This is a genomic window from Streptomyces sp. NPDC026246 (assembly GCF_055567995.1).
The window spans coordinates 34,521-58,002 of record NZ_JBVHPJ010000003.1 but is presented as its reverse complement, the minus strand read 5'-3'; the positions used below and the strand labels follow the sequence as shown (position 1 = coordinate 58,002).

20 protein-coding genes and 1 tRNA gene are annotated in these 23,482 nt (G+C 67.6%); 2 read left to right on the top strand and 19 right to left on the bottom strand.

Annotated elements, in window-relative coordinates:
* Positions 1–3: 3 nt before the first annotated feature.
* From rplC to ACZ4M5_RS08385, 4 genes are all read right to left on the bottom strand, one after another.
* Entirely contained in the window at positions 4–648 is a 645-nt protein-coding gene (gene rplC / locus ACZ4M5_RS08400; RefSeq protein ID WP_369195972.1) for a 50S ribosomal protein L3, read from the bottom strand.
* A 17-nt stretch (positions 649–665) separates the two neighbouring features.
* Complete coding sequence (rpsJ, locus tag ACZ4M5_RS08395; protein ID WP_003948644.1) at positions 666–974, bottom strand: 30S ribosomal protein S10; 309 nt, start codon at positions 972–974, stop codon at positions 666–668.
* 435 nt (positions 975–1,409) lie between these two features.
* Positions 1,410–1,616 (bottom strand): DUF397 domain-containing protein, encoded by a 207-nt coding sequence (locus ACZ4M5_RS08390; RefSeq protein WP_467734378.1) that lies wholly within the window; start codon positions 1,614–1,616, stop codon positions 1,410–1,412.
* Complete coding sequence (locus ACZ4M5_RS08385) at positions 1,613–2,491, bottom strand: helix-turn-helix domain-containing protein (RefSeq protein ID WP_467734376.1); 879 nt, start codon at positions 2,489–2,491, stop codon at positions 1,613–1,615. Before ACZ4M5_RS08385 ends, ACZ4M5_RS08390 begins: the two co-directional genes overlap by 4 nt.
* Before the next feature lie 154 nt (positions 2,492–2,645).
* On the opposite strand from ACZ4M5_RS08385, the gene ACZ4M5_RS08380 reads away from it, so the two are divergent.
* Together ACZ4M5_RS08380 and ACZ4M5_RS08375 are read left to right on the top strand one after the other, a co-directional pair.
* Complete coding sequence (locus ACZ4M5_RS08380; protein ID WP_467734374.1) at positions 2,646–3,062, top strand: ATP-binding protein; 417 nt, start codon at positions 2,646–2,648, stop codon at positions 3,060–3,062.
* Positions 3,063–3,268: 206 nt separating this feature from the next.
* On the top strand, positions 3,269–4,543 hold the full coding sequence (locus ACZ4M5_RS08375) for a family 16 glycosylhydrolase (protein ID WP_467734372.1): 1,275 nt from the start codon (positions 3,269–3,271) through the stop codon (positions 4,541–4,543).
* A gap of 113 nt (positions 4,544–4,656) precedes the next feature.
* Here ACZ4M5_RS08375 and tuf read toward each other — a convergent pair whose 3' ends face one another.
* The 15 genes from tuf to ACZ4M5_RS08300 all read right to left on the bottom strand — a co-directional run bounded on the left by tuf (position 4,657) and on the right by ACZ4M5_RS08300 (position 23,332).
* Positions 4,657–5,850, bottom strand: a complete 1,194-nt coding sequence (gene tuf / locus ACZ4M5_RS08370; RefSeq protein WP_030839706.1) for an elongation factor Tu — start codon at positions 5,848–5,850, stop codon at positions 4,657–4,659.
* A 156-nt stretch (positions 5,851–6,006) separates the two neighbouring features.
* The gene (gene fusA, locus ACZ4M5_RS08365) at positions 6,007–8,133 is read right to left on the bottom strand and encodes an elongation factor G (protein WP_467734370.1); all 2,127 of its coding nucleotides are present in this window, start codon (positions 8,131–8,133) and stop codon (positions 6,007–6,009) included.
* Between the two features lie 39 nt (positions 8,134–8,172).
* Positions 8,173–8,643, bottom strand: a complete 471-nt coding sequence (gene rpsG, locus ACZ4M5_RS08360) for a 30S ribosomal protein S7 (RefSeq protein WP_003998848.1) — start codon at positions 8,641–8,643, stop codon at positions 8,173–8,175.
* A 2-nt stretch (positions 8,644–8,645) separates the two neighbouring features.
* Positions 8,646–9,017, bottom strand: coding sequence for a 30S ribosomal protein S12 (gene rpsL, locus ACZ4M5_RS08355; RefSeq protein WP_003948652.1), 372 nt, complete (start codon positions 9,015–9,017; stop codon positions 8,646–8,648).
* Positions 9,018–9,339: 322 nt separating this feature from the next.
* Complete coding sequence (locus tag ACZ4M5_RS08350; RefSeq protein ID WP_467734368.1) at positions 9,340–9,861, bottom strand: DUF1707 and DUF4190 domain-containing protein; 522 nt, start codon at positions 9,859–9,861, stop codon at positions 9,340–9,342.
* 307 nt (positions 9,862–10,168) lie between these two features.
* Positions 10,169–14,068 (bottom strand): DNA-directed RNA polymerase subunit beta', encoded by a 3,900-nt coding sequence (locus ACZ4M5_RS08345; protein WP_467734366.1) that lies wholly within the window; start codon positions 14,066–14,068, stop codon positions 10,169–10,171.
* A 94-nt stretch (positions 14,069–14,162) separates the two neighbouring features.
* Positions 14,163–17,648, bottom strand: a complete 3,486-nt coding sequence (rpoB, locus tag ACZ4M5_RS08340; protein ID WP_467734364.1) for a DNA-directed RNA polymerase subunit beta — start codon at positions 17,646–17,648, stop codon at positions 14,163–14,165.
* Between the two features lie 574 nt (positions 17,649–18,222).
* Positions 18,223–18,612 carry a 50S ribosomal protein L7/L12 gene (rplL, locus tag ACZ4M5_RS08335; protein ID WP_398107050.1) on the bottom strand — a complete coding sequence of 130 codons (390 nt, stop codon included), beginning with the start codon at positions 18,610–18,612 and terminating at the stop codon, positions 18,223–18,225.
* Positions 18,613–18,726: 114 nt separating this feature from the next.
* A complete protein-coding gene (gene rplJ / locus ACZ4M5_RS08330; RefSeq protein ID WP_094054440.1) occupies positions 18,727–19,257 on the bottom strand; it encodes a 50S ribosomal protein L10 in 531 nt (176 codons plus the stop codon).
* 284 nt (positions 19,258–19,541) lie between these two features.
* Positions 19,542–20,399 (bottom strand): SCO4651 family lipoprotein, encoded by an 858-nt coding sequence (locus ACZ4M5_RS08325; protein WP_467734361.1) that lies wholly within the window; start codon positions 20,397–20,399, stop codon positions 19,542–19,544.
* A 127-nt stretch (positions 20,400–20,526) separates the two neighbouring features.
* Positions 20,527–21,252 carry a 50S ribosomal protein L1 gene (gene rplA, locus ACZ4M5_RS08320; protein ID WP_234849665.1) on the bottom strand — a complete coding sequence of 242 codons (726 nt, stop codon included), beginning with the start codon at positions 21,250–21,252 and terminating at the stop codon, positions 20,527–20,529.
* Positions 21,253–21,329: 77 nt separating this feature from the next.
* Positions 21,330–21,764 (bottom strand): 50S ribosomal protein L11, encoded by a 435-nt coding sequence (rplK, locus tag ACZ4M5_RS08315; RefSeq protein ID WP_104785534.1) that lies wholly within the window; start codon positions 21,762–21,764, stop codon positions 21,330–21,332.
* Positions 21,765–21,934: 170 nt separating this feature from the next.
* The gene (gene nusG / locus ACZ4M5_RS08310; protein ID WP_467734358.1) at positions 21,935–22,786 is read right to left on the bottom strand and encodes a transcription termination/antitermination protein NusG; all 852 of its coding nucleotides are present in this window, start codon (positions 22,784–22,786) and stop codon (positions 21,935–21,937) included.
* 80 nt (positions 22,787–22,866) lie between these two features.
* On the bottom strand, positions 22,867–23,151 hold the full coding sequence (secE, locus tag ACZ4M5_RS08305; RefSeq protein ID WP_467734356.1) for a preprotein translocase subunit SecE: 285 nt from the start codon (positions 23,149–23,151) through the stop codon (positions 22,867–22,869).
* Between the two features lie 108 nt (positions 23,152–23,259).
* Positions 23,260–23,332, bottom strand: a tRNA-Trp gene (locus ACZ4M5_RS08300).
* Positions 23,333–23,482: the final 150 nt, after the last annotated feature.

The window sequence follows — 23,482 nt, the reverse complement described above, 5'->3', positions numbered from 1 at the left end:
ACCTCAGGCCCCCTTGGCCGCGGTGCGGACCAGGACGAGGCCGCCGTTCGGACCGGGAACCGCGCCCTTGATGAGCAGCAGACCCTTCTCCGCGTCAACGGCGTGGACGGTCAGGTTCTGGGTGGTGACCCGCTCGTTGCCCATGCGACCCGCCATGCGGAGGCCCTTGAACACACGGCCCGGGGTGGCGCAGCCACCGATGGAACCGGGGGAGCGGTGCTTGCGCTGGGTGCCGTGTCCGGCGCCGAGGCCACGGAAGTTGTGGCGCTTCATGACACCGGCGAAGCCCTTGCCCTTGCTCTTGCCGGTCACGTCGACCTTCACGCCGGCCTCGAACACCTCAGCGGTGATCTCCTGGCCCAGCGTGTACTCGGAGGCGTCCGCGGTGCGGATCTCGACGAGGTGGCGACGGGGGGTGACGTCGGCCTTGGAGAAGTGGCCCTTGAGGGGCTTGTTCACCTTGCGCGGGTCGATGTCGCCGAAAGCGATCTGGACGGACTCGTAGCCGTCGACATCGTTCGTACGGACCTGGGTGACGACGTTCGGGCCGGCCTTGACGACGGTGACCGGGACGACGCGGTTGTTCGCGTCCCACACCTGCGTCATGCCGAGCTTCTCGCCCAGGATGCCCTTGATCTGCTTAGCCATCTCTCAGATCACCGGCCTCAGAGCTTGATCTCGATGTCGACACCGGCCGGGAGGTCGAGTCGCATCAGAGAGTCAACGGTCTTGGGGGTCGGGTCGAGGATGTCGATCAGGCGCTTGTGCGTGCGCATCTCGAAGTGCTCGCGCGAGTCCTTGTACTTGTGCGGCGACTTGATGACGCAGTACACGTTCTTCTCAGTGGGCAGCGGCACCGGGCCCGCGACCGACGCACCAGTGCGAGTCACCGTCTCGACGATCTTCTTCGCCGAAGAGTCGATGACCTCGTGGTCGTAGGCCTTGAGCCGGATGCGGATCTTCTGTCCCGCCATGGCTACTCAGTAGTCCTGTCTCTCTTACGCTCTGGAACCCGGCGGATTCCTTCTGCTGCCTTCGTTCCTCCGACCCACGCGGTCGGGCGTGTCGCGCTCCCGCTGACACAGATGTCCCTTGTTCGAACATCCCTGCTGGGAATGCACACGGCCCTTCCGGAACCGCAGGCCGGGGGCGAAGGCCCACCGGGTGCCTGGCCGGTGCCGCGCATACACTTCCCGGAAGATTCCCGTACGTCCGCCCCAGCGCTGCCGTGAGGCAGTTAGGGCGACGAGTACTGTGGGACTCGCTTCCGGTCCCCCCGGCGGGAGGCGCGCAGCATCAACACTCGACCGAGCAACTCGGACAGTCTGCCATATGGGGCAGGCCCGACGCTAATCGAGCCGGAGAGAGTACCCCGGGAGTGACGTAACTCAAACCGGCGGGCCGGGGCGTCAGCGCCCCGGACGCTCCAGGTGCGGGACGCCGGCCAGGAATCCGGCCCAGGCCGCGGCGGACAGGCCCAGCCGATCCCCCTGCGCGTGCTTGGAGTCCCGGACCTGGACGGTACCGGGGGCTATCGCGATCTCGACGCAGGAGTCGCCGTCGGGGCCACTGCTGTAGCTGCTCTTGAACCACGCCGGTTCAGCGGTGCCGATCATGTCTCTCCCAGCAGTTGCTCGATGAAGGCCAGCGACTCGCATGGCGGAAGGGCCTGCGCCCGGATGGTGCCATAGCGCAGCTCCAGGATGCGGACCTGCTTCGCTTCCGTGCTCGGCCGGCCGCTGAAAGCGCCGTCGGAGCGTCCGACCGCTGTGCCGTCCGCGAACTTCAGCACCTCGATCCTGCCGTTCAGACCCGGGTGCGCCTCGCTGCTCGTCGGCATCACCTGGAGCCTGACATGGCGCAACCGCCCCACCTCCAGCAGACGTTCGAGCTGCCCACGCCAGACCATTGTGCCCCCGACCGGGCGCCTCAGCGTGGCCTCCTCCTGGACGAAGCTGAGTGACGGAGCCGGCGATCGTTCGAGCACGGACTGCCGAGCCATACGGGCGGCCACCAGGCGCTCCACCTCGTCGGGAGAGTACGCCGGCTGCCACGACTCGAACAGGGCCCGCGCGTGCTCCGGGGTCTGCAACAGCCCGGCCACGCTGATGCACTCGTACACCCCGATCTCCACGGCCTGCTCCTCCAGCTTGGCCAGTTCCCGCACCCTCTTGGGGTAGCGGACCCGCTTCACGTCCTCCCAGGTCGCCGCGATGAGCCCACCGGCCCCCAGCACCTCGTCCGCCCTGGCCAGATAGTCCTGCCGGGGGATCCGCTTGCCGCCCTCGACCTTGTAGACCATGTCCTCGCCGTACCCGACCGCCGTGCCGAACTCGGCGGCCCGCATCCCCGCCCCCTCCCGGCGCAGCTTCAGCTGCCGCCCCACCGTGGCGATCACCGCGACACCCCACTCGTCGTCGGGGTCGACCTCCCACCCGGGCTCCTCCCCCTCGGTGCTCAGCCGCCCCGTGTCCGCCGCCTCGGCCGTCATCGCCCACCCTTCCGTCGTACGACCCCCGCCTCGGCGCCCTACCCGTGCGCCCGGTGCCGACAGCCCGGACACCGCCGGACAAGCTCCGGACAGTGACCGTACGCACCCGCTGAGTCACTGTTCACGGTACGTGAGGACGGCCACGCTGAGGGCCGTGAAGCACAACTCCACCGAAGCCCAACCCGGCACGCCGCTGCGGCACTTCGACCTCCGGCTCTCCCCCACTCCGCGCGGCGCCCGCCTCGCCCGCCTCCTCGCGACCGAGCAGCTGCGCACCTGGGGACTGCCGCCGGACCGGGCGGCGCAGATCGTCGCGGAGCTGGCCGCCAACGCCGCCACGCACGGCCGGGTCGCGGGTCGTGACTTCGGCCTGCTGCTCTACGTCGTCGGCCGCACCCTGCGCGTCGAGGTGACGGACACACGCGGCGACCGGCTGCCGCAGAGCCCGTCCGTGGACGGCGAGTCCGAGTCGGGCCGCGGTCTGCTCCTGGTCGACGCTCTGGCCGACCGCTGGGGCGTCACCCGCGGGCTTCCGCCCCGCAAGACGGTCTGGGCCGAACTCGACCTCTGAGCGGCCCCCGCACCCTTAACGCAGCCTTAAGCAGGCATTAAGCCAAGCGGAGGGCTATCGACCGGCGTCAACTCGGCCCAGTTCAGGCGGTGTTGCCGGACCAAACGGGCAGTTGGTTGTGCGGTGAACCGTTCGTAGCATCCCTGCACGGCCGACACCGTCGGCCCACTCCCCCCCCATCCCCCACAGACAAGGTGTGTTCAGCCATGGCTGCTCATCGCGCACGCCGTTGGACGCTCGGCGGGCTCGTCCCGCTGGTCTGCGCCTCCGTCGCCGCCGCCTTCACCCTGACCACGGTCGGCCCCTCCGCCGGCCGGGCCGATGCCGCCACCACGGCGGCGACCTGGTCGGACGAGTTCGACGGCGCCGCCGGGAGCGCTCCGGACCCGGCCAAGTGGACCGTGGAGACCGGTGGCTCGGGCAACGGCAACAACGAGCTGCAGTACTACACGAACAGCCGCGACAACGTTGCCCTGGACGGCCAGGGCAACCTGGTCATCACCGCCCGCAAGAACACCGACCCCGGACTCCCGTGCTGGTACGGCAGCTGTCAGTACACGTCGGCCCGCCTCAACACGGCCCGGACCTTCACGCAGGCGTACGGTCACTTCGAGGCCCGGATCAAGGTGCCCCGCGGCCAGGGCATGTGGCCGGCGTTCTGGATGCTGGGCAACGACCTGGGCAGCGTCGGATGGCCGAACAGCGGCGAGATCGACATCATGGAGAACGTCGGCTACGAGCCCGGCTCCGTCCACGGCACGCTGCACGGCCCGGGCTACTCCGGGGGCGACAGCATCGGCGCGGCGTACACGCTCCCCGGCGGCCGGGCCTTCGCCGACGACTTCCACGTCTTCGCCGTCGACTGGACCCCGGGGAAGATCACCTGGTCCGTCGACGGACAGACGTACCAGACCCGGACGCCGGCCGACCTGGGCGGCAAGAAGTGGGTCTACGACCACCCGTTCTTCCTGATCCTCAACCTCGCCGTCGGCGGCAACTGGCCCGGCAGCCCGGACGCGAACACCCGCTTCCCGCAGACGATGACCGTGGACTACGTCCGCGTCTCGACGTCCGACGGGGCGCAGGGCGGCTCCGACGGCGCGACCGGTGCCCTCAAGGGCATCGGCGGCATGTGCGCCGACGTCGCCGGCGCCTCGACGGCCGACGGGACGCCCGTCCAGCTGCACGACTGCACCGGGGTCGACGCCCAGAAGTGGACCCTCGGCGGCGACGGCACCGTCCGCGCCCTCGGCAAGTGCCTCGACGTGCGCGGCGGCTCCACCACCGACGGGGCGCCGGTCCAGCTCTACACCTGCAACGGCACCAAGGCCCAGCAGTGGGTCCACACCGCCGCACGGGACCTCGTCAACGTCGGCGCGGACAAGTGCCTGGACGCCAAGGGCAACTCCGCGGCCGACGGCACCCCGCTGCAGATCTGGACGTGCACCGGCGCCGCCAACCAGAAGTGGACGCGCGGCTGACCTCCTGACCCGCACCAGCACCGCCGGACACGGCAAAGGGGCCCGTACGGCCGAAGTCGTACGGGCCCCTTCGAGCCACTCAGGTCAGTGGACCCTCAAGTCAGTCCGGGGACTTACTTGTTGATCTTGGTGACCTGGCCGGCGCCCACGGTCCGGCCACCCTCACGGATGGCGAACTTCAGGCCCTCTTCCATGGCGACGGGCTGGATGAGCTCCACCTTCATCTCGGTGTTGTCACCCGGCATGACCATCTCGGTGCCCTCGGGGAGGGTCACCACGCCGGTCACGTCCGTCGTGCGGAAGTAGAACTGCGGGCGGTAGTTGTTGAAGAACGGCGTGTGGCGGCCACCCTCGTCCTTGGACAGGATGTAGGCCTGCGCCTCGAACTCGGTGTGCGGGGTGACCGAGCCCGGCTTGATGATGACCTGGCCGCGCTCGACGTCCTCGCGCTTGATGCCACGGAGGAGCAGACCGACGTTCTCACCGGCCTGGCCCTCGTCGAGGAGCTTGCGGAACATCTCGATGCCGGTGACCGTGGTGGTGGTCTTCTCCTGCTTGATGCCCACGATGTCGACGGTCTCGTTGACCTTCAGGACACCACGCTCGATACGGCCGGTGACGACCGTACCGCGACCGGTGATCGTGAAGACGTCCTCGATCGGCATGAGGAACGGCTTGTCGACGTCACGCTCGGGCTGCGGGATGTTCTCGTCCACGGCCTTCATGAGCTCGAGGACGGAGTTGCCCCACTCCTTGTCGCCCTCGAGGGCCTTGAGCGCCGAGACCTTGACGACCGGCAGGTCGTCGCCCGGGAACTCGTACTCGGAGAGGAGCTCACGGACCTCGAGCTCGACGAGCTCCAGGATCTCCTCGTCGTCCACCATGTCGGCCTTGTTCAGGGCGACGACGATGTACGGGACGCCGACCTGGCGGGCCAGGAGCACGTGCTCCTTGGTCTGCGGCATCGGGCCGTCGGTGGCGGCGACCACGAGGATGGCGCCGTCCATCTGCGCGGCACCCGTGATCATGTTCTTGATGTAGTCCGCGTGACCGGGGCAGTCGACGTGGGCGTAGTGACGCGTCTCGGTCTGGTACTCGACGTGCGCGATCGAGATGGTGATACCGCGCTGGCGCTCCTCAGGAGCCTTGTCGATCTGGTCGAAGGCCGAGGCCTCGTTCAGGTCCGGGTACGCGTCGTGCAGCACCTTGGTAATGGCGGCCGTGAGGGTCGTCTTACCGTGGTCGATGTGACCGATGGTGCCGATGTTGACGTGCGGCTTAGTCCGCTCGAACTTCGCCTTCGCCACTGGGGTCCTCCTGGGAGTGGTTCTGGTACGCCTTACTTCATCGGCGCCAGGTGATCTTTGCTGGAAAGCCCGGGCCTCGGGGCATTCTCACCACGATTGCGGCGGAATGCCCCTCAAGGCTCCGGAGTCAAGCCTACGGCGTGTAGACGCGGTGCGTTACTCGCCCTTGGCCTTCGCGATGATCTCCTCGGCGACGTTCCGGGGAACCTCGGCGTAGGAGTCGAACTGCATGGAGTAGCTCGCACGGCCGGACGTCTTGCTGCGCAGGTCGCCGACGTAACCGAACATCTCCGAGAGGGGCACGAGGCCCTTCACGACGCGGGCACCGGCCCGCTCCTCCATGGCCTGGATCTGGCCACGGCGGGAGTTGATGTCGCCGATGACCTCACCCATGTAGTCCTCGGGCGTGGTGACCTCGACGGCCATCATCGGCTCGAGCAGTACGGGGCTGGCCTTGCGCGCGGCCTCCTTGAAGGCCTGCGAACCGGCGATCTTGAACGCGAGCTCGGAGGAGTCCACCTCGTGGTAGGCGCCGTCGAGCAGCGTCACGCGGACGCCGGTCATCTCGTAGCCGGCGAGGATGCCGAACTGCATGGCCTCCTGCGCACCGGCGTCCACCGAAGGGATGTACTCCTTCGGCACACGGCCACCGGTCACCTTGTTGATGAACTCGTACGAGGCGTCGCCGCCCTCGATCGGCTCGATCGCGATGATGACGCGAGCGAACTGGCCGGTACCACCCGTCTGCTTCTTGTGGGTGAACTCGACCTTCTCGACGGCCTTGCGGATCGTCTCGCGGTACGCGACCTGCGGCTTGCCGACGTTGGCCTCGACCTTGAACTCACGGCGCATGCGGTCGACCAGCACCTCGAGGTGCAGCTCGCCCATACCGCCGATGATGGTCTGGCCGGTCTCCTCGTCCGAGTGGACCTGGAAGGACGGGTCCTCCTCGGCCAGGCGCTGGATCGCGACGCCGAGCTTCTCCTGGTCGCCCTTCGACTTGGGCTCGATGGCGACCTGGATGACCGGCGCCGGGAAGTCCATGGACTCCAGGATGACCGGGTTCTTGTCGTCGGACAGCGTCTCACCGGTGGTGGTCTGCTTCAGGCCCATGACGGCGACGATGTCGCCGGCGCCCACCGACTCGATCTCCTCACGCTTGTTGGCGTGCATGCGGTAGATCTTGCCGATGCGCTCCTTCTTGCCCTTGACGGAGTTCAGCACCGCGGTGCCGGACTCCAGGCGGCCCGAGTAGACCCGGACGAAGGTGAGCTTGCCGAGGTGCGGGTCGCTCATGATCTTGAACGCCAGCGCGGCGAGGGGCTCGTCCTCGGACGGCTTGCGGGCGATGACCTGCTCCGGGTCCTTGACGTCGTGACCCTCGATGGCCTCGACGTCGAGCGGGGTGGGCAGGTAGCGCACGACCGCGTCGAGCAGGGGCTGGACGCCCTTGTTCTTGAACGCGGTGCCGCAGAAGACGGGGGTGACGGTGACGCCGTCGCCCTTGCCGGACGCGATGGTGATGCGACGGATCGCGGCGTAGAGCTGCTCCACGGTGGGCTCGGTGCCCTCCAGGTACAGCTCCATCAGCTCTTCGTCGTTCTCGGCGACGGCCTCGAGCAGCTTGCCGCGGTACTCCTCGGCAGCCTCGGCGTGGGTGTCCGGGATGTCGACGGTGTCGTACATCTCGCCCTTGGTCGCCTCGGCCGACCAGACCAGGGCCTTCATCGTCACGAGGTCGATGACGCCCTTGAAGTCCGCCTCCGCACCGATCGGCAGCTGCATGACCAGCGGCTGCGCGCCCAGGCGGTCCGAGATCATGTCCACGCAGCGGTGGAACTCGGCGCCGGTACGGTCCAGCTTGTTGACGAAGCAGATGCGCGGCACGCCGTAACGGTCGGCCTGACGCCACACCGTCTCGGACTGCGGCTCGACACCGGCGACACCGTCGAACACCGTCACGGCACCGTCGAGCACGCGCAGGGAGCGCTCCACCTCGACGGTGAAGTCGACGTGACCCGGGGTGTCGATGATGTTGATGGTGTAGTCGTCGCCCTCGAGCGGCCAGTGACAGGTGGTGGCAGCAGAGGTGATCGTGATGCCACGCTCCTGCTCCTGCTCCATCCAGTCCATGGTGGCAGCGCCGTCGTGGACCTCACCGATCTTGTACGAAACGCCGGTGTAGAACAGGATCCGCTCGGTGGTGGTCGTCTTGCCCGCGTCGATGTGGGCCATGATCCCGATGTTGCGGACCCTGGCCAGGTCAAGCGAAGTGGTAGCCATAAGGCTTCAGTCTTCTCTCGGTCTCGATGGGGTCTGCGACTACCAGCGGTAGTGCGCGAAGGCCTTGTTGGACTCGGCCATCTTGTGCGTGTCCTCGCGCTTCTTCACAGCGGCGCCCAGGCCGTTGCTGGCGTCGAGGAGCTCGTTGAGCAGACGCTCGGTCATGGTCTTCTCGCGACGGGCGCGGGAGTAACCGACCAGCCAGCGCAGCGCCAGGGTGTTGGCACGGCCGGGCTTGACCTCGACCGGGACCTGGTAGGTGGCGCCACCGACACGGCGGGACTTGACCTCGAGGGTCGGCTTGATGTTCTCGAGAGCGCGCTTCAGCGTGATGACCGGGTCGTTGCCGGTCTTCTCGCGCAGACCCTCCATGGCGCCGTAGACGATGCGCTCGGCGGTGGAGCGCTTGCCGTTCAGCAGCACCTTGTTGATCAGGGAGGTCACCAGAGGAGAACCGTAGACCGGGTCGATGATGACCGGGCGCTTCGGGGCGGGGCCCTTACGAGGCATTCTTACTTCTCCTTCTTGGCGCCGTAGCGGCTGCGGGCCTGCTTGCGGTTCTTGACACCCTGGGTGTCGAGCGAGCCGCGGATGATCTTGTAGCGAACACCCGGCAGGTCCTTCACACGGCCGCCGCGCACGAGCACGATGGAGTGCTCCTGCAGGTTGTGTCCCTCACCCGGAATGTAAGCGGTGACCTCGATCCCGCTGGTCAGACGCACACGCGCGACCTTACGCAGGGCCGAGTTCGGCTTCTTCGGGGTGGTCGTGAACACACGCGTGCAGACGCCGCGACGCTGAGGGGAACCCTCGAGTGCGGGCGTCTTGTTCTTCTCGACCTTGTCCTGCCGGCCCTTACGGACCAGCTGCTGGATCGTAGGCACTACTTCTCCGGTTTCTGTGTGCCGATTGGTGAAGCTAACCTGGAACGTCGCCGACCCACGCGGTCGGGTGTGTCGAATCCCGCGGAATCCCGCCGCCAGGCAGAATCAAGCGCGGATTGCGGTGGCCGGTGTCAGCTCGCTGTGCGGTTGATGGCACGCACGAGAGCCAGGGCACACCCCAGGCACAAGGTCTGAGCGTACCTACCGCATTCGCTGCGGTCAAAACAAATGGGCACCGCCCGCATCGTCATGCGGAGCATGTCAAGACCCTCAGCCCTGGACGATCTTCATTTCGACGGCGGAGCCGACTCCGCGGACCCGCTCAGGACGCCAGGGCGGACACCACCGTCAGCAGTACCAGGACGAGTGCCCAGCCTGCCGTGGACAACCACCCGAGCACGATCCCGGTCAGCGCCAGACCGTCCCCCAGCTCCCCGCGGCTGCGGATCTCGGCCCGCGCCACGTGCCCCAGCACGACCGCCGGGATGCCGGTCAGGCCCATGGTGGGCACGCACAGCAGCCCGCACACACCTGCCGCGACCGCCTTCCCGTTCGTCCGCGGCCGCGGCGCGGACACGAACGTGCGCGGCACGGGCATCACACCGGCCGGCTGCGCCACAGGCCCCTGCGGCAGGTCGGCGACGAGCAGCGCCAGCTCCCCCACCGTGCGGGCCCCGTAGGCCCGTGCGACGCGCTTCTCGAACTCCTCGCGCTCCATCCGCCCCTCGCCGTACCCGGCTCTGAGCACGTCCACGGCCCGCTCCCGGTCGGCGTGCGAGGCGAGCATGGACGGTCCGCCGGCGCCCTGCCAGGGCTGCCAGGCCGGATAGTGCGGCTGCGACACGGAGCACCTCCCCGGGGCCCAAGTCCTTCCATGATGCGCCGAACACCCCGTTCCGGCACCGGTGCGTCCCCCTCCACGACGGCGTGTCGGCCAGGGGCCCCGGCGCAGCGCCGGGGGCGCACCGCCGAACACCCCGTTCCGGCACCGGTGCGTCCCCCTCCACGACGGCGTGTCGGCCAGGGGCCCCGGCGCAGCGCCGGGGGCGCACGCGGTCAGCGGGAGGCTCTCACGGGGCCGCGTGCGCCGTCCGGGAACGCCGCAGGGCGGCCACCCCGGAGGGTGACCGCCCTTGGCTCAAGCGACTCGCTTACTGGTTGTACGGACCGTAGTCGTAGTCCTCCAGCGGAACGGCCTGGCCGGAGCCCGTACCGAACGGCGAGTAGTCGATGTCGTCGTAGCCGACGGCCGAGTACATCGCGGCCTTGGCCTCCTCGGTCGGCTCGACCCGGATGTTGCGGTAGCGGGACAGACCCGTACCGGCCGGGATGAGCTTACCGATGATGACGTTCTCCTTGAGGCCGATGAGGCTGTCGGACTTGGCGTTGATCGCCGCGTCCGTCAGGACTCGGGTCGTCTCCTGGAAGGAGGCGGCCGACAGCCAGGATTCCGTCGCCAGCGAGGCCTTGGTGATACCCATCAGCTGCGGACGACCGGAGGCCGGGTGACCGCCCTCCTGGACCACACGACGGTTCTCGTGCTCGAACTTCGAGCGCTCGACCAGCTCGCCGGGCAGCAGCTCGGCGTCGCCGGACTCGATGATCGTCACGCGGCGGAGCATCTGCCGGATGATGATCTCGATGTGCTTGTCGTGGATCGACACACCCTGCGAGTTGTAGACCTTCTGGACCTCGCCGACCAGGTGGACCTGGACGGCACGCTGGCCCAGGATGCGCAGCACGTCGTGCGGGTTGGTGGCACCCACGGTGAGCTTCTGGCCCACCTCGACGTGCTCGCCCTCGCTGACCAGGAGACGGGCGCGCTTCGAGATCGGGTAGGCCGTCTCGTCGCTGCCGTCGTCCGGCGTGATGACGATCTTCTTGGTCTTCTCGGTCTCCTCGATCCGCACGCGGCCGGAGGCCTCGGAGATCGGGGCGACACCCTTCGGGGTACGGGCCTCGAAGAGCTCGACGACACGCGGCAGACCCTGGGTGATGTCGTCACCGGCCACACCACCGGTGTGGAAGGTACGCATCGTCAGCTGGGTGCCGGGCTCACCGATGGACTGGGCGGCGATGATGCCGACCGCCTCACCGATGTCGACCAGCTTGCCGGTGGCCAGCGAACGGCCGTAGCACATCGCGCAGGTGCCGACGGCGGACTCGCAGGTCAGGACCGAGCGGGTCTTGACCTCCTCGACGCCGCGCTGCACAAGCTCCTCGATGAGGACGTCGCCCAGGTCGGTGCCGGCCGGGGCCAGGACCTGACCGTCGACCACGATGTCCTCGGCGAGGCAGCGCGCGTACACGGAGGTCTCGACGTCCTCCGTCTTGACCAGCGCGCCCTCGGCGTTCCGGTCGGCGATCTTCAGACGCAGACCGCGCTCGGTGCCGCAGTCCTCCTCGCGGATGATGACGTCCTGGGAGACGTCGACCAGACGACGCGTGAGGTAACCCGAGTCGGCGGTACGCAGAGCGGTGTCCGCCAGACCCTTACGGGCACCGTGCGTGGAGATGAAGTACTCCAGCACGGACAGGCCCTCACGGAACGACGCCTTGATCGGACGCGGGATCGTCTCGTTCTTCGCGTTCGACACCAGACCACGCATACCGGCGATCTGACGCATCTGCATCATGTTGCCTCGTGCACCCGAGTTCACCATCATGAAGATCGGGTTGGTCTTCGGGAAGTTGTCGTTCATCGCCTCGGCGACCTCGTTGGTCGCCTTGGTCCAGATCGCGATGAGTTCCTGCGTGCGCTCGTCCTTGGTGATCAGACCACGCTCGTACTGCTTCTGGACCTTCTCGTCCTGCGCCTCGTAGCCCTTGACGATCTCCTTCTTCGCCTCGGGAACGACGACGTCGGAGATGGCCACGGTGACGCCGGAGCGGGTCGCCCAGAAGAAGCCGGCCGCCTTCAGGTTGTCGAGCGTCGCCGCCACGATGACCTTCGGGTAGCGCTCGGCGAGGTCGTTGACGATCTCGGAGAGCTGCTTCTTGCCGACCTCGTAGTCGACGAACGGGTAGTCCTCGGGCAGCAGCTCGTTGAAGAGCGCGCGGCCCAGGGTGGTGTTCAGCCGGAAGCTGTCACCCTGCTGCCACTCGGGCTCGCCCTCCTCGCGCGCCGGCGGGGTCCAGCCGCGCGGCGGGATGGTGCCGACCGGGAAGCGGACGTCGATCTTCGACTGGAGCGAGAGCTCGCCCGCGTCGAAGGCCATGATCGCCTCGGCGACCGAGGCGAAGGAACGGCCCTCGCCCTTGAGGTCGCGCATCTCGCCGTCGGTGGTGAGGAAGAACAGACCGAGGACCATGTCCTGGGTCGGCATCGTCACCGGGCGGCCGTCGGCCGGCTTGAGGATGTTGTTCGAGGACAGCATCAGGATGCGGGCCTCGGCCTGCGCCTCCGCGGACAGCGGCAGGTGCACGGCCATCTGGTCACCGTCGAAGTCCGCGTTGAACGCGGTGCAGACGAGCGGGTGGATCTGGATGGCCTTGCCCTCGACCAGCTGCGGCTCGAAGGCCTGGATGCCGAGGCGGTGCAGCGTGGGCGCACGGTTCAGCAGAACCGGGTGCTCCGCGATGACCTCTTCCAGCACGTCGTACACGACCGTGCGGCCGCGCTCGACCATGCGCTTGGCGCTCTTGATGTTCTGCGCGTGGTTCAGGTCGACCAGGCGCTTCATCACGAACGGCTTGAACAGCTCCAGCGCCATCGCCTTCGGCAGACCGCACTGGTGCAGCTTCAGCTGCGGACCGACGACGATCACGGAACGCGCGGAGTAGTCCACACGCTTGCCGAGCAGGTTCTGACGGAAGCGGCCCTGCTTGCCCTTCAGCATGTCGCTGAGGGACTTCAGCGGGCGGTTGCCGGGACCGGTGACCGGGCGGCCACGACGGCCGTTGTCGAACAGCGCGTCCACGGCCTCCTGGAGCATGCGCTTCTCGTTGTTCACGATGATCTCGGGCGCACCGAGGTCGAGAAGGCGCTTCAGGCGGTTGTTCCGGTTGATCACACGGCGGTACAGGTCGTTCAGGTCGGAGGTCGCGAAGCGGCCACCGTCCAGCTGCACCATCGGGCGGAGGTCCGGCGGGATGACCGGCACGCAGTCGAGCACCATGCCCTTGGGGCTGTTGCTGGTCTGCAGGAACGCGGAGACGACCTTCAGGCGCTTGAGCGCACGGGTCTTCTTCTGGCCCTTGCCGGTGCGGATGATCTCGCGGAGCTTCTCGGCCTCCTCGTCGAGGTCGAAGGACTCCAGGCGCTTCTGCAGCGCCGCGGCACCCATCGAGCCGTCGAAGTACGTGCCGAAGCGGTCACGCAGCTCGCGGTAGAGCAGCTCGTCGCCCTCGAGGTCCTGGACCTTGAGGTTCTTGAACCGGTTCCACACCTCGTCGAGGCGGTCGATCTCGCGCTGCGCGCGGTCGCGCAGCTGCTTCATCTCGCGCTCGGCACCCTCGCGCACCTTGCGGCGCACGTCGGCCTTGGCGCCCTCGGCCTCCAGCTCGGCCAGGTCGGTCTCGAGCTTCTTGGCGCGGGCCTCGAGGTCGGCGTCGCGGCGCTGCTCGATCTGCTGGCGCTCGACGGAGACGTGGGCCTCCAGCGAGGGCAGGTCGCGCGTGCGGCGCTCCTCGTCGACGTACGTGATCATGTACGCCGCGAAGTAGATGACCTTCTCGAGGTCCTTGGGAGCCAGGTCGAGCAGGTAGCCCAGCCGGCTCGGGACACCCTTGAAGTACCAGATGTGCGTGACGGGGGCGGCGAGCTCGATGTGGCCCATCCGCTCACGGCGCACCTTGGCGCGGGTGACCTCTACGCCACAGCGCTCACAGATGATGCCCTTGAAGCGGACGCGCTTGTACTTGCCGCAGTAGCACTCCCAGTCCCGGGTCGGACCGAAGATCTTCTCGCAGAAGAGTCCGTCCTTTTCGGGCTTGAGCGTGCGGTAGTTGATCGTCTCGGGCTTCTTGACCTCGCCGTGGCTCCACTGACGGATGTCGTCAGCGGTGGCCAGACCGATCCGGAGCTCGTCGAAGAAGTTGACGTCGAGCACTATGCGTCAATCCCTCTCAGGGTTGTAAGTCATGGGGTCTGATACGGGGGTCCTGGGGCCGGCGGCCTTCGTGACGAAGGCCGCCGGACTCCCGTCAGACCTCTTCGACGCTGCTCGGCTCGCGCCGGGACAGGTCGATGCCAAGCTCCTCCGCAGCGCGGAAGACGTCCTCGTCGGTGTCGCGCATCTCGATGGACATGCCGTCCGAGGACAGCACCTCCACGTTGAGGCACAGGGACTGCATCTCCTTGATGAGCACCTTGAAGGACTCGGGGATGCCGGGCTCGGGGATGTTCTCGCCCTTGACGATGGCCTCGTAGACCTTCACGCGGCCGGTGACGTCGTCGGACTTGATGGTCAGCAGCTCCTGGAGGGCGTACGCGGCGCCGTAGGCCTCGAGGGCCCACACCTCCATCTCACCGAAGCGCTGGCCACCGAACTGGGCCTTACCACCCAGCGGCTGCTGGGTGATCATCGAGTACGGACCGGTCGAACGGGCATGCAGCTTGTCGTCGACCAGGTGGTGCAGCTTGAGGATGTACATGTACCCGACGGAGATCGGGTCCGGGAACGGCTCGCCGGAGCGGCCGTCGAACAGCCGGGCCTTGCCGGTCGGGAGCACCATGCGCTCGCCGTCCCGGTTCGGGATGGTGTGGTTGAGCAGACCGGCCAGCTCGTCCTCGCGGGCACCGTCGAAGACCGGGGTCGCGACGTTGGTGCCGGGGGCGACCTGGTCGGCGCCGATGGCCTGCAGGCGCTGGGCCCACTCCTCCGCGAGACCGGAGACGTCCCAGCCGCGGCTGGCGAGCCAGCCGAGGTGGATCTCCAGCACCTGTCCCGGGTTCATTCGGGACGGCACACCCAGCGGGTTGAGGATGATGTCGACCGGGGTGCCGTCCTCCAGGAACGGCATGTCCTCGATCGGCAGGATCTTCGAGATGACGCCCTTGTTGCCGTGACGGCCGGCGAGCTTGTCACCGTCGGTGATCTTGCGCTTCTGCGCGACGTAGACGCGCACCAGCTGGTTCACACCGGGGGGAAGCTCGTCGCCCTCCTCGCGGTCGAAGACGCGGACGCCGATGACCTTGCCGATCTCGCCGTGCGGCACCTTCAGCGAGGTGTCACGGACCTCACGGGCCTTCTCACCGAAGATGGCGCGCAGCAGGCGCTCCTCCGGCGTCAGCTCGGTCTCGCCCTTGGGGGTCACCTTGCCGACGAGGATGTCGCCGGCGACGACCTCGGCACCGATGCGGATGATGCCGCGCTCGTCGAGGTCGGCGAGGACCTCCTCGGAGACGTTCGGGATGTCCCGGGTGATCTCCTCGGGGCCGAGCTTGGTGTCACGGGCGTCGACCTCGTGCTCCTCGATGTGGATCGAGGAGAGGACGTCGTCCTGCACGAGGCGCTGCGACAGGATGATCGCGTCCTCGTAGTTGTGACCCTCCCACGGCATGAACGCCACGAGCAGGTTCTTGCCCAGCGCCATCTCGCCGTTCTCGGTGGCCGGACCATCGGCGAGGACCTGGCCCTCGATGATGTGGTCGCCCTCGTTGACGATGACCTTCTGGTTGACCGAGGTGCCCTGGTTGGAGCGGGCGAACTTGGCCAGGCGGTACGTGATGTACGTGCCGTCGTCGTTGGCGGTGGTGATGTAGTCCGCGGAGACCTCCTGGACCACACCGGGCTTCTCGGCCTTGACCACGTCGCCGGCGTCGACCGCGGAGCGGTACTCCATGCCGGTGCCGACGAGCGGGGACTCGGACTTAATCAGCGGCACGGCCTGACGCATCATGTTCGCGCCCATGAGGGCACGGTTGGCGTCGTCGTGCTCGAGGAAGGGGATCATGGCGGTCGCGACCGACACCATCTGGCGCGGCGAGACGTCCATGTAGTCCACGTCCTCGCCGGTGACGTAGTCGACCTCGCCGCCCTTACGGCGGACGAGCACCCGGGCCTCGGCGAAGCGGAGGTCGTCCGTCAGCTGCGCGTTGGCCTGCGCGATGACGAAGCGGTCCTCCTCGTCGGCGGTCAGGTAGTCGACGTCGTCGGTGACCTGGCCGTCGATGACCTTGCGGTACGGGGTCTCGACGAAACCGAACGCGTTGACCCGGCCGTAGGAGGCGAGCGAGCCGATCAGACCGATGTTCGGGCCTTCGGGCGTCTCGATCGGGCACATGCGGCCGTAGTGCGAGGGGTGCACGTCACGGACCTCGAAGCCGGCCCGCTCACGGGAGAGACCACCCGGGCCAAGAGCCGACAGGCGGCGCTTGTGGGTGAGACCCGACAGCGGGTTGTTCTGGTCCATGAACTGCGACAGCTGGCTGGTGCCGAAGAACTCCTTGATGGAGGCGACGACCGGCCGGATGTTGATCAGGGTCTGCGGCGTGATCGCCTCGACGTCCTGGGTCGTCATCCGCTCGCGGACGACACGCTCCATACGCGCCAGGCCCGTGCGGACCTGGTTCTGGATGAGCTCGCCGACGCTGCGCAGGCGGCGGTTGCCGAAGTGGTCGATGTCGTCGGTCTCGACGACGATGTTCGTACCGCTGTCGCCGACCGTCTCGGTCTCGCCCGCGTGCAGCTTCACCAGGTACTTGATCGTCGAGATGATGTCCTCGACGGTCAGGATGCCCGCGTCCAGCGGGGCGTCCGCACCCAGCTTCTTGTTGACCTTGTAGCGGCCGACCTTGGCCAGGTCGTAGCGCTTGGGGTTGAAGTAGAGGTTCTCGAGCAGCGTCTGCGCGGCCTCACGCGTGGGGGGCTCGCCCGGACGCAGCTTGCGGTAGATGTCGAGCAGCGCGTCGTCCTGGCCCTGGGTGTGGTCCTTCTCCAGGGTGGCGCGCATGGACTCGTACTCGCCGAACTCCTCGAGGATCTGCTCGGTGGTCCAGCCGAGCGCCTTGAGCAGGACGGTGACGGACTGCTTGCGCTTGCGGTCGATGCGCACACCGACCATGTCGCGCTTGTCGATCTCCATCTCCAGCCAGGCACCCCGGGACGGGATGATCTTGGCGGAGAAGATGTCCTTGTCGGACGTCTTGTCGATGGAGGAGTCGAAGTAGACACCGGGCGAACGGACGAGCTGCGACACCACGACACGCTCGGTGCCGTTGATGACGAAGGTGCCCTTGTTCGTCATGAGCGGGAAGTCGCCCATGAAGACCGTCTGGGACTTGATCTCGCCGGTCTCGTTGTTGGTGAACTCAGCGGTGACGAAGAGCGGGGCCGCGTACGTGAAGTCGCGCTCCTTGCACTCGTCGATGGAGTTCTTCGGCGGCTCGAAGCGGTGGTCGCGGAAGGTCAGCGACATCGACCCGCTGAAGTCCTCGATCGGGGAGATCTCCTCGAAGATCTCCTCGAGCCCGGACTTGGTGGGGACGTCCTGACCGTTCTCGAGAGCCTCCTCGACCCGACTCTGCCAGGCGGTGTTGCCGAGCAGCCAGTCGAAGCTCTCGGTCTGCAGCGCGAGCAGGTTCGGAACCTCGAGAGGCTCCTTGATCTTTGCAAAAGAGATGCGCAGCGGGGCAGTGCTGGCGGCGTTGTTCGTATTCGCGGTCGAGGCGTTGCGCGAGGCGGCCAAGAGGGGGTCCTTCCGAGGGCTCGGACTCACTACGCGCGTACCGGCCCCTCTCCCGTACACGGAGACAAGCTGTGCCCACAGGGCCGAAAGGCCAGGTCAGGCATGTCTTGTCATCGATGCTCGGGCGAGGGCAGACCCCTGGTGACGGGCAGGGGGCAGCTAACAGGCAGCGCAAAGGGTCAGTGTAGCCACTTGGCACACTGATGTCCAGTCCGGGTTGTCAGACCCGTGTTCACCCTCGTTGTTCCACTCCTGCGACAAGGTCCTGCTCTCAACGCACGTTGATACTGCCCTCTTCGTCGTCGATCCATGCCTCGGATTCGGATCCTTGTGACGACGCGTCCTGAGAATTGCGCGCTGCGTGCGGTTCGTCAAGGCCCCCTGGCCCCCGACCGGGGCCGCCCGGAGACACGACGAAGATCACCATACCCCCCGCCACAGAGGCTGCAAGGCAACCGTGGCCGCACCCCTGGAACGCCGAAGAGCGACCACCCGGATGGATGATCGCTCTTCCGCGCTTGCGCGTTACACGCCCAGCGGGACGTGTCGGGGATCCTGGCGGATCCGGAAGGTCTTACTTGACCTCGACGGAGGCGCCGGCGCCCTTGAGGGACTCGGCGGCCTTCTCGGCGGCGTCCTTGGCGACCTTCTCGAGAACGGGCTTCGGGGCGCCGTCCACGAGGTCCTTGGCCTCCTTCAGACCCAGGGAGGTCAGCTCACGCACGACCTTGATGACCTGGATCTTCTTGTCGCCGGCGCCGGTGAGGATGACGTCGAACTCGTCCTTCTCCTCGGCGGTCTCGGCGGCGGCGCCACCAGCGGCACCACCGGCGACGACGACCGGGGCGGCCGCGGCGGCGGTGACGTCGAACTTCTCCTCGAACGCCTTCACGAACTCGGAGAGCTCGATGAGGGTCATCTCCTCGAACTGCGCGAGCAGGTCTTCCTGAGACAGCTTCGCCATGATGGCGGTCCTTCCACTAATTCGGCTGGTGCCGGATGTACATGTGAGGCGGGCGTACTACTGGCCCGCGACGGCCTCCGCGTTCAGGCAGCGGGGGCCGGGATGCGAGCCGAGTTACTCGGCACCGCCCTGCTCGTCCTGCTTGGCACGGAGCGCGTCCACGGTGCGGACGAGCTTCGACGGCAGCGCCTGGAAGACAGAGGCAGCCTGCGACTGCTTGCCCTTCATGGCACCGGCCAGCTTGGAGAGCAGAACCTCGCGGGACTCGAGGTCCGCAAGCTTCTTGATCTCATCGGCGGACAGCGCCTTGCCGTCAAGGACACCGCCCTTGATGATGAGATTCGGGTTGTCCTTGGCGAAGTCACGAAGACCCTTCGCCGACTCCACCGGGTCACCGGTGACGAAGGCGACGGCCGTCGGGCCAGCGAAGAGCTGGTCCTCGAGCGTGATCCCGGCCTCGTTGGCCGCAATCTTGGTCAGCGTGTTCTTCACCACGGCGTACTGGGCGTTCTCACCGAGCGAACGACGCAGCGTCTTGAGCTGCGCCACGGTGAGACCGCGGTACTCGGTCAGCACGGCGGCGTTGGAGCTGCGGAACTTGTCCGTCAGCTCGGCAACCGCGGCAGCCTTGTCGGGCCTCGCCATAGAGCCTCGGCCTCCTTCCGGGTGATTCGGACCGCGCGGACCCGAAGGAGGACTGGGGAAAACGAAACGCCCCGGCGCAAGCGCACGGGGCGTAGCTCGACCGGATCTCCACACGCACGGGGCGGCGGACTCTGGGAGCTTCTCCAGTGTCACCTGCGCGGGTCGTCCGCCGTTCAGCGGATCCTTCGGCCACCACGCCCTCGTGCGAGCGCGCGGTAACGACCAGCGGTCTTTGGCTTCTGTAGGAGCGTACGGGAACGGGTCGCTGTCAAGCAAATCCGCCCTCACGGGGCCGAGGGAGGCCGCTCGCTCAGCAGGTCCTCGAAGTCACCGGTGTCGGCACGCGGGGGGCGCTGGGCCCGGACCGGCACGCCGTAGTCGGTGTAGTACGCGGTCTGGGTCGTCACGCCCGTGGCCGTCCGTGCCTTCTCCACCTTCTTGACCAGCAGGTCCCGCTCGTCGACCCAGACGTCCAGGGTCTCACTGGTGACCCCCGCTGCGGTGAGCTGCTCGCGCAGGCGGGCGTCGGTGACGTCGGCGGCGCCGACGGTGCCCGACCAGTGGGTGGCGGCCCGGCCCCGGACGGTCTCCCGGCCGACCTTCCTGACGTCCCCGGAGGTCAGCAGGAGCTTCACCGACTGGTTGGGGGTCGTGCTGCGCATCTGGTCGCCGAAGTGCGCCCCGGAGCCGCCGGTGAGGGCTTCGAGGTCCTCGTAGGCGTACCGGATCCAGCGTTTGCCGCCGGTCCTCTCGGCGAACTTCTCGCTCATGCGCGCGTAGTAGGCGTCGGGCAGGTAGCGGGCCTGGATCGAGGTGCTGCCGAGCCGGCGCATGGTGTCGGCGGCGATGCCGCCGGTGTAGGTGATGGTGAGGGTGCCGGTCATGCCGCCGTCCCAGCCGAGGGCGCCGTCGGCCCGCATGGACATCAGCGAGCCCATGGCCGTGGTGGACTCCACCCGGGCGGACCCGGCGCGCTCGGTGGCGCGCTCGGCGGAGCGCAGGGCCGTCAGGGACCTGCCCCGGGCGGGTCCCTCCTCACCGGGTCCGTCGGAGGGCGCCGGGGACGTGCAGGCGGCCAGCCCCGTCAGCGCGGTCGCCACCGCGAGCCCCAGTCCCGTACGGCGCGCGGTCGTGCCCTGCATACGTTCCCCCGTTCGCATCCGGTTCCCGCACGTTAACCCAGGCCACCGGCGTACGTACCGGAAAAGGGAACGGGCCCCGCACCTGTGAGAGGTGCGGGGCCCGTGACCGGTTGGGTGAGCCTCAGGCTCAGACCGCGGCCGGGTCCTCCTCGACGAGGAGGTTGCGGGTGCGGTTGGAGTCGACCGGAATGCCGGGGCCCATCGTGGTGCTGATGGCGGCCTTCTTGATGTAGCGACCCTTGGCGGCGGACGGCTTCAGACGGAGGATCTCCTCCAGCGCCGCGCCGTAGTTCTCCACCAGCTTGGTGTCGTCGAACGACGTCTTGCCGATGATGAAGTGCAGGTTCGCGTGCTTGTCGACACGGAACTCGATCTTGCCGCCCTTGATCTCGGTGACGGCCTTGGCGACGTCGGGGGTGACGGTGCCGGTCTTCGGGTTCGGCATCAGACCACGCGGACCGAGCACGCGGCCGAGGCGGCCGACCTTGCCCATGAGGTCCGGGGTGGCGACGACGGCGTCGAAGTCCAGACGGCCCTTCGACACCTCGTCGATGAGCTCGTCGGCGCCGACGATGTCGGCGCCCGCGGCACGCGCGGCCTCGGCACGGTCACCGGTCGCGAAGACCAGGACCCGGGCGGTCTTGCCGGTGCCGTGCGGGAGGTTCACGGTGCCACGGACCATCTGGTCGGCCTTGCGCGGGTCGACACCCAGACGGAAGGCGACCTCGACGGTGCCGTCGAACTTGGTCGTGGAGGTCTCCTTGGCGAGACGGACGGCCTCGAGCGGGGCGTAGAGCTTCTCCCGGTCGACCTTGGCGTCCGCAGCGCGAAGGGACTTGCTGCGCTTGCTCACTACTGCTCCTGTGGATGCTGAGGAGTCGTGGTCCGGGCCGAGCAGGCCCTGCCACTTCTGCTGATGGAGGTGGGGGCTCAGCCCTCGACCGTGACGCCCATGGAACGGGCGGTGCCGGCGATGATCTTCTCGGCGGCGTCCAGGTCGTTGGCGTTGAGGTCGGGCATCTTGGTCGTGGCGATCTCGCGGACCTGGTCACGCGTGATCTTCGCGACCTTGGTCTTGTGCGGCTCGCCGGAGCCCTTGTCGATGCCCGCGGCCTTCAGGATCATCTTGGCGGCCGGCGGGGTCTTGGTGATGAAGGTGAAGGAACGGTCCTCGTAGACCGTGATCTCCACCGGGATGACCCAGCCACGCTGCGACTCGGTCGCGGCGTTGTAGGCCTTGCAGAACTCCATGATGTTGACGCCGTGCTGACCCAGCGCGGGGCCGACCGGCGGGGCCGGGTTGGCGGCACCGGCCTGGATCTGGAGCTTGATGAGCCCCGTGACCTTCTTCTTCTTGGGAGGCATAGCTCTCCGGGTCCTTTCGATTCGGGTCCTGCCCGCACTCGGGGACCACCCGGATGCAGGCATACCGCACAACGATAGCGGGTATAGATGCGCGGCCAAAAACCGAGCAGGTCAGGCAAGCGCCGGAGCGTTCGCCTGACCTGCGCGGAAGCGGTGGTGTCCGGAAGAAACTAGTTCTTCTGGATCTGGTCGAAGGAGAGCTCGACCGGCGTCTCGCGGCCGAAGATCTCGACGAGGCCCTTGACCTTCTTCGAGTCCGGGTTGATCTCGTTGATGGTCGCCTGCAGCGTGGCGAACGGGCCGTCGGTGACGGTGACCGAGTCGCCGACCTCGAAGTCCAGCACCTGGACCTCGACCTTGCGCTGCGGGGCCGGCTTGCCCTCGGCCTCGGCGGCCTCGCGGGCGGCCTTCTCCTCGGCCTCGGGGGCGAGCATCTTGACGATCTCGTCCAGGGTCAGCGGGTACGGGTCGTAGGCGTTGCCCACGAAGCCGGTGACGCCGGGGGTGTTGCGGACGACGCCCCAGGACTCGTTCGTCAGGTCCATGCGGACCAGGACGTAGCCCGGGAGCTTGTTCTGCTTGATCGTCTTGCGGTCGCCGTTCTTGATCTGGACGACCTCTTCCTGCGGCACCTCGGCCTGGAAGATGTAGTCCTCGACGTTCAGCGAGACGGCGCGCTGCTCGAGGTTGGTCTTCACGCGGTTCTCGTAGCCGGCGTAGGTGTGGATGACGTACCACTCGCCGGGCAGGACGCGCAGTTCCTCGCGGAGCTTCTCGATCGGGTCGCGGTCGTCCTCGGGCTCTTCCTCGGCCTCGGCCGCGGCCTCCTCCTCGGTCTCGGCCTCGACCTCTTCACCGGTCTCGGTCTCCGCCTCGGCGGCGTCGTCGTCCGCGACGGCGTCGGCAGCCTCGACCTCGGCAGAGGCCTCGGTGTCCTCGCTGTCCGCGCCCTCGACGGTGTCGAGCTCGTCCTCGACGGACTCGACAGGCTCGATGGCGTCGTTCACGTTCGGGTCAGACACGGTGGCTGCTTCTTCCTGGATACATAGGGGTGGAACATGCGAAAGGAGCGCCGGGTACCTCGGCGCTCTTCGCTGGCTGCTCAGCCGAACACGTACTTGGCGGCGTTGCTGAGCCCGTAGTCGATCACGGTGACCAGCCCGATCATGATGACGACGAAGATGATCACCACGGTCGTGTACGTCGTCAGCTGGTTGCGCGTCGGCCAGACGACCTTGCGCAGCTCTGCGACGATCTGGCGGTAGAAGAGGGCCAGGCGCTTCAGCGGGCCCTTCTTGCCGCGCTTGCCGCCCTTGCGGGTCCTCTTGGACTCCGGCGCCTCGTCCTGGGCATCAGGCATGTCGATGGAGCCCACGGCGTCCGTCACTCGTCCTCACCTGATTCCGGGTCGTGGCCGTGCCGCGCCCGGTCTGAGCCGCACGGCGGTGCATTGCTGTACGTACATGCGCACACATCCTGGCGATGGAGTGTGTAGCAGGGCCGGAGGGACTTGAACCCCCAACCGCTGGTTTTGGAGACCAGTGCTCTACCAATTGAGCTACGACCCTTTGTGTGTCCCCCAACGTACCGCATCCGTCCGGATGCCTGGTGTGCACCGGACGAGCGCAGCCTGCGGGAGGCCAACGAGGTGAGAGTGTACGTGGTCCGCGGCCGGGCGTCGAACAGAAAGGACGCGGGGCAGGGGTCGTTGGCGGAAG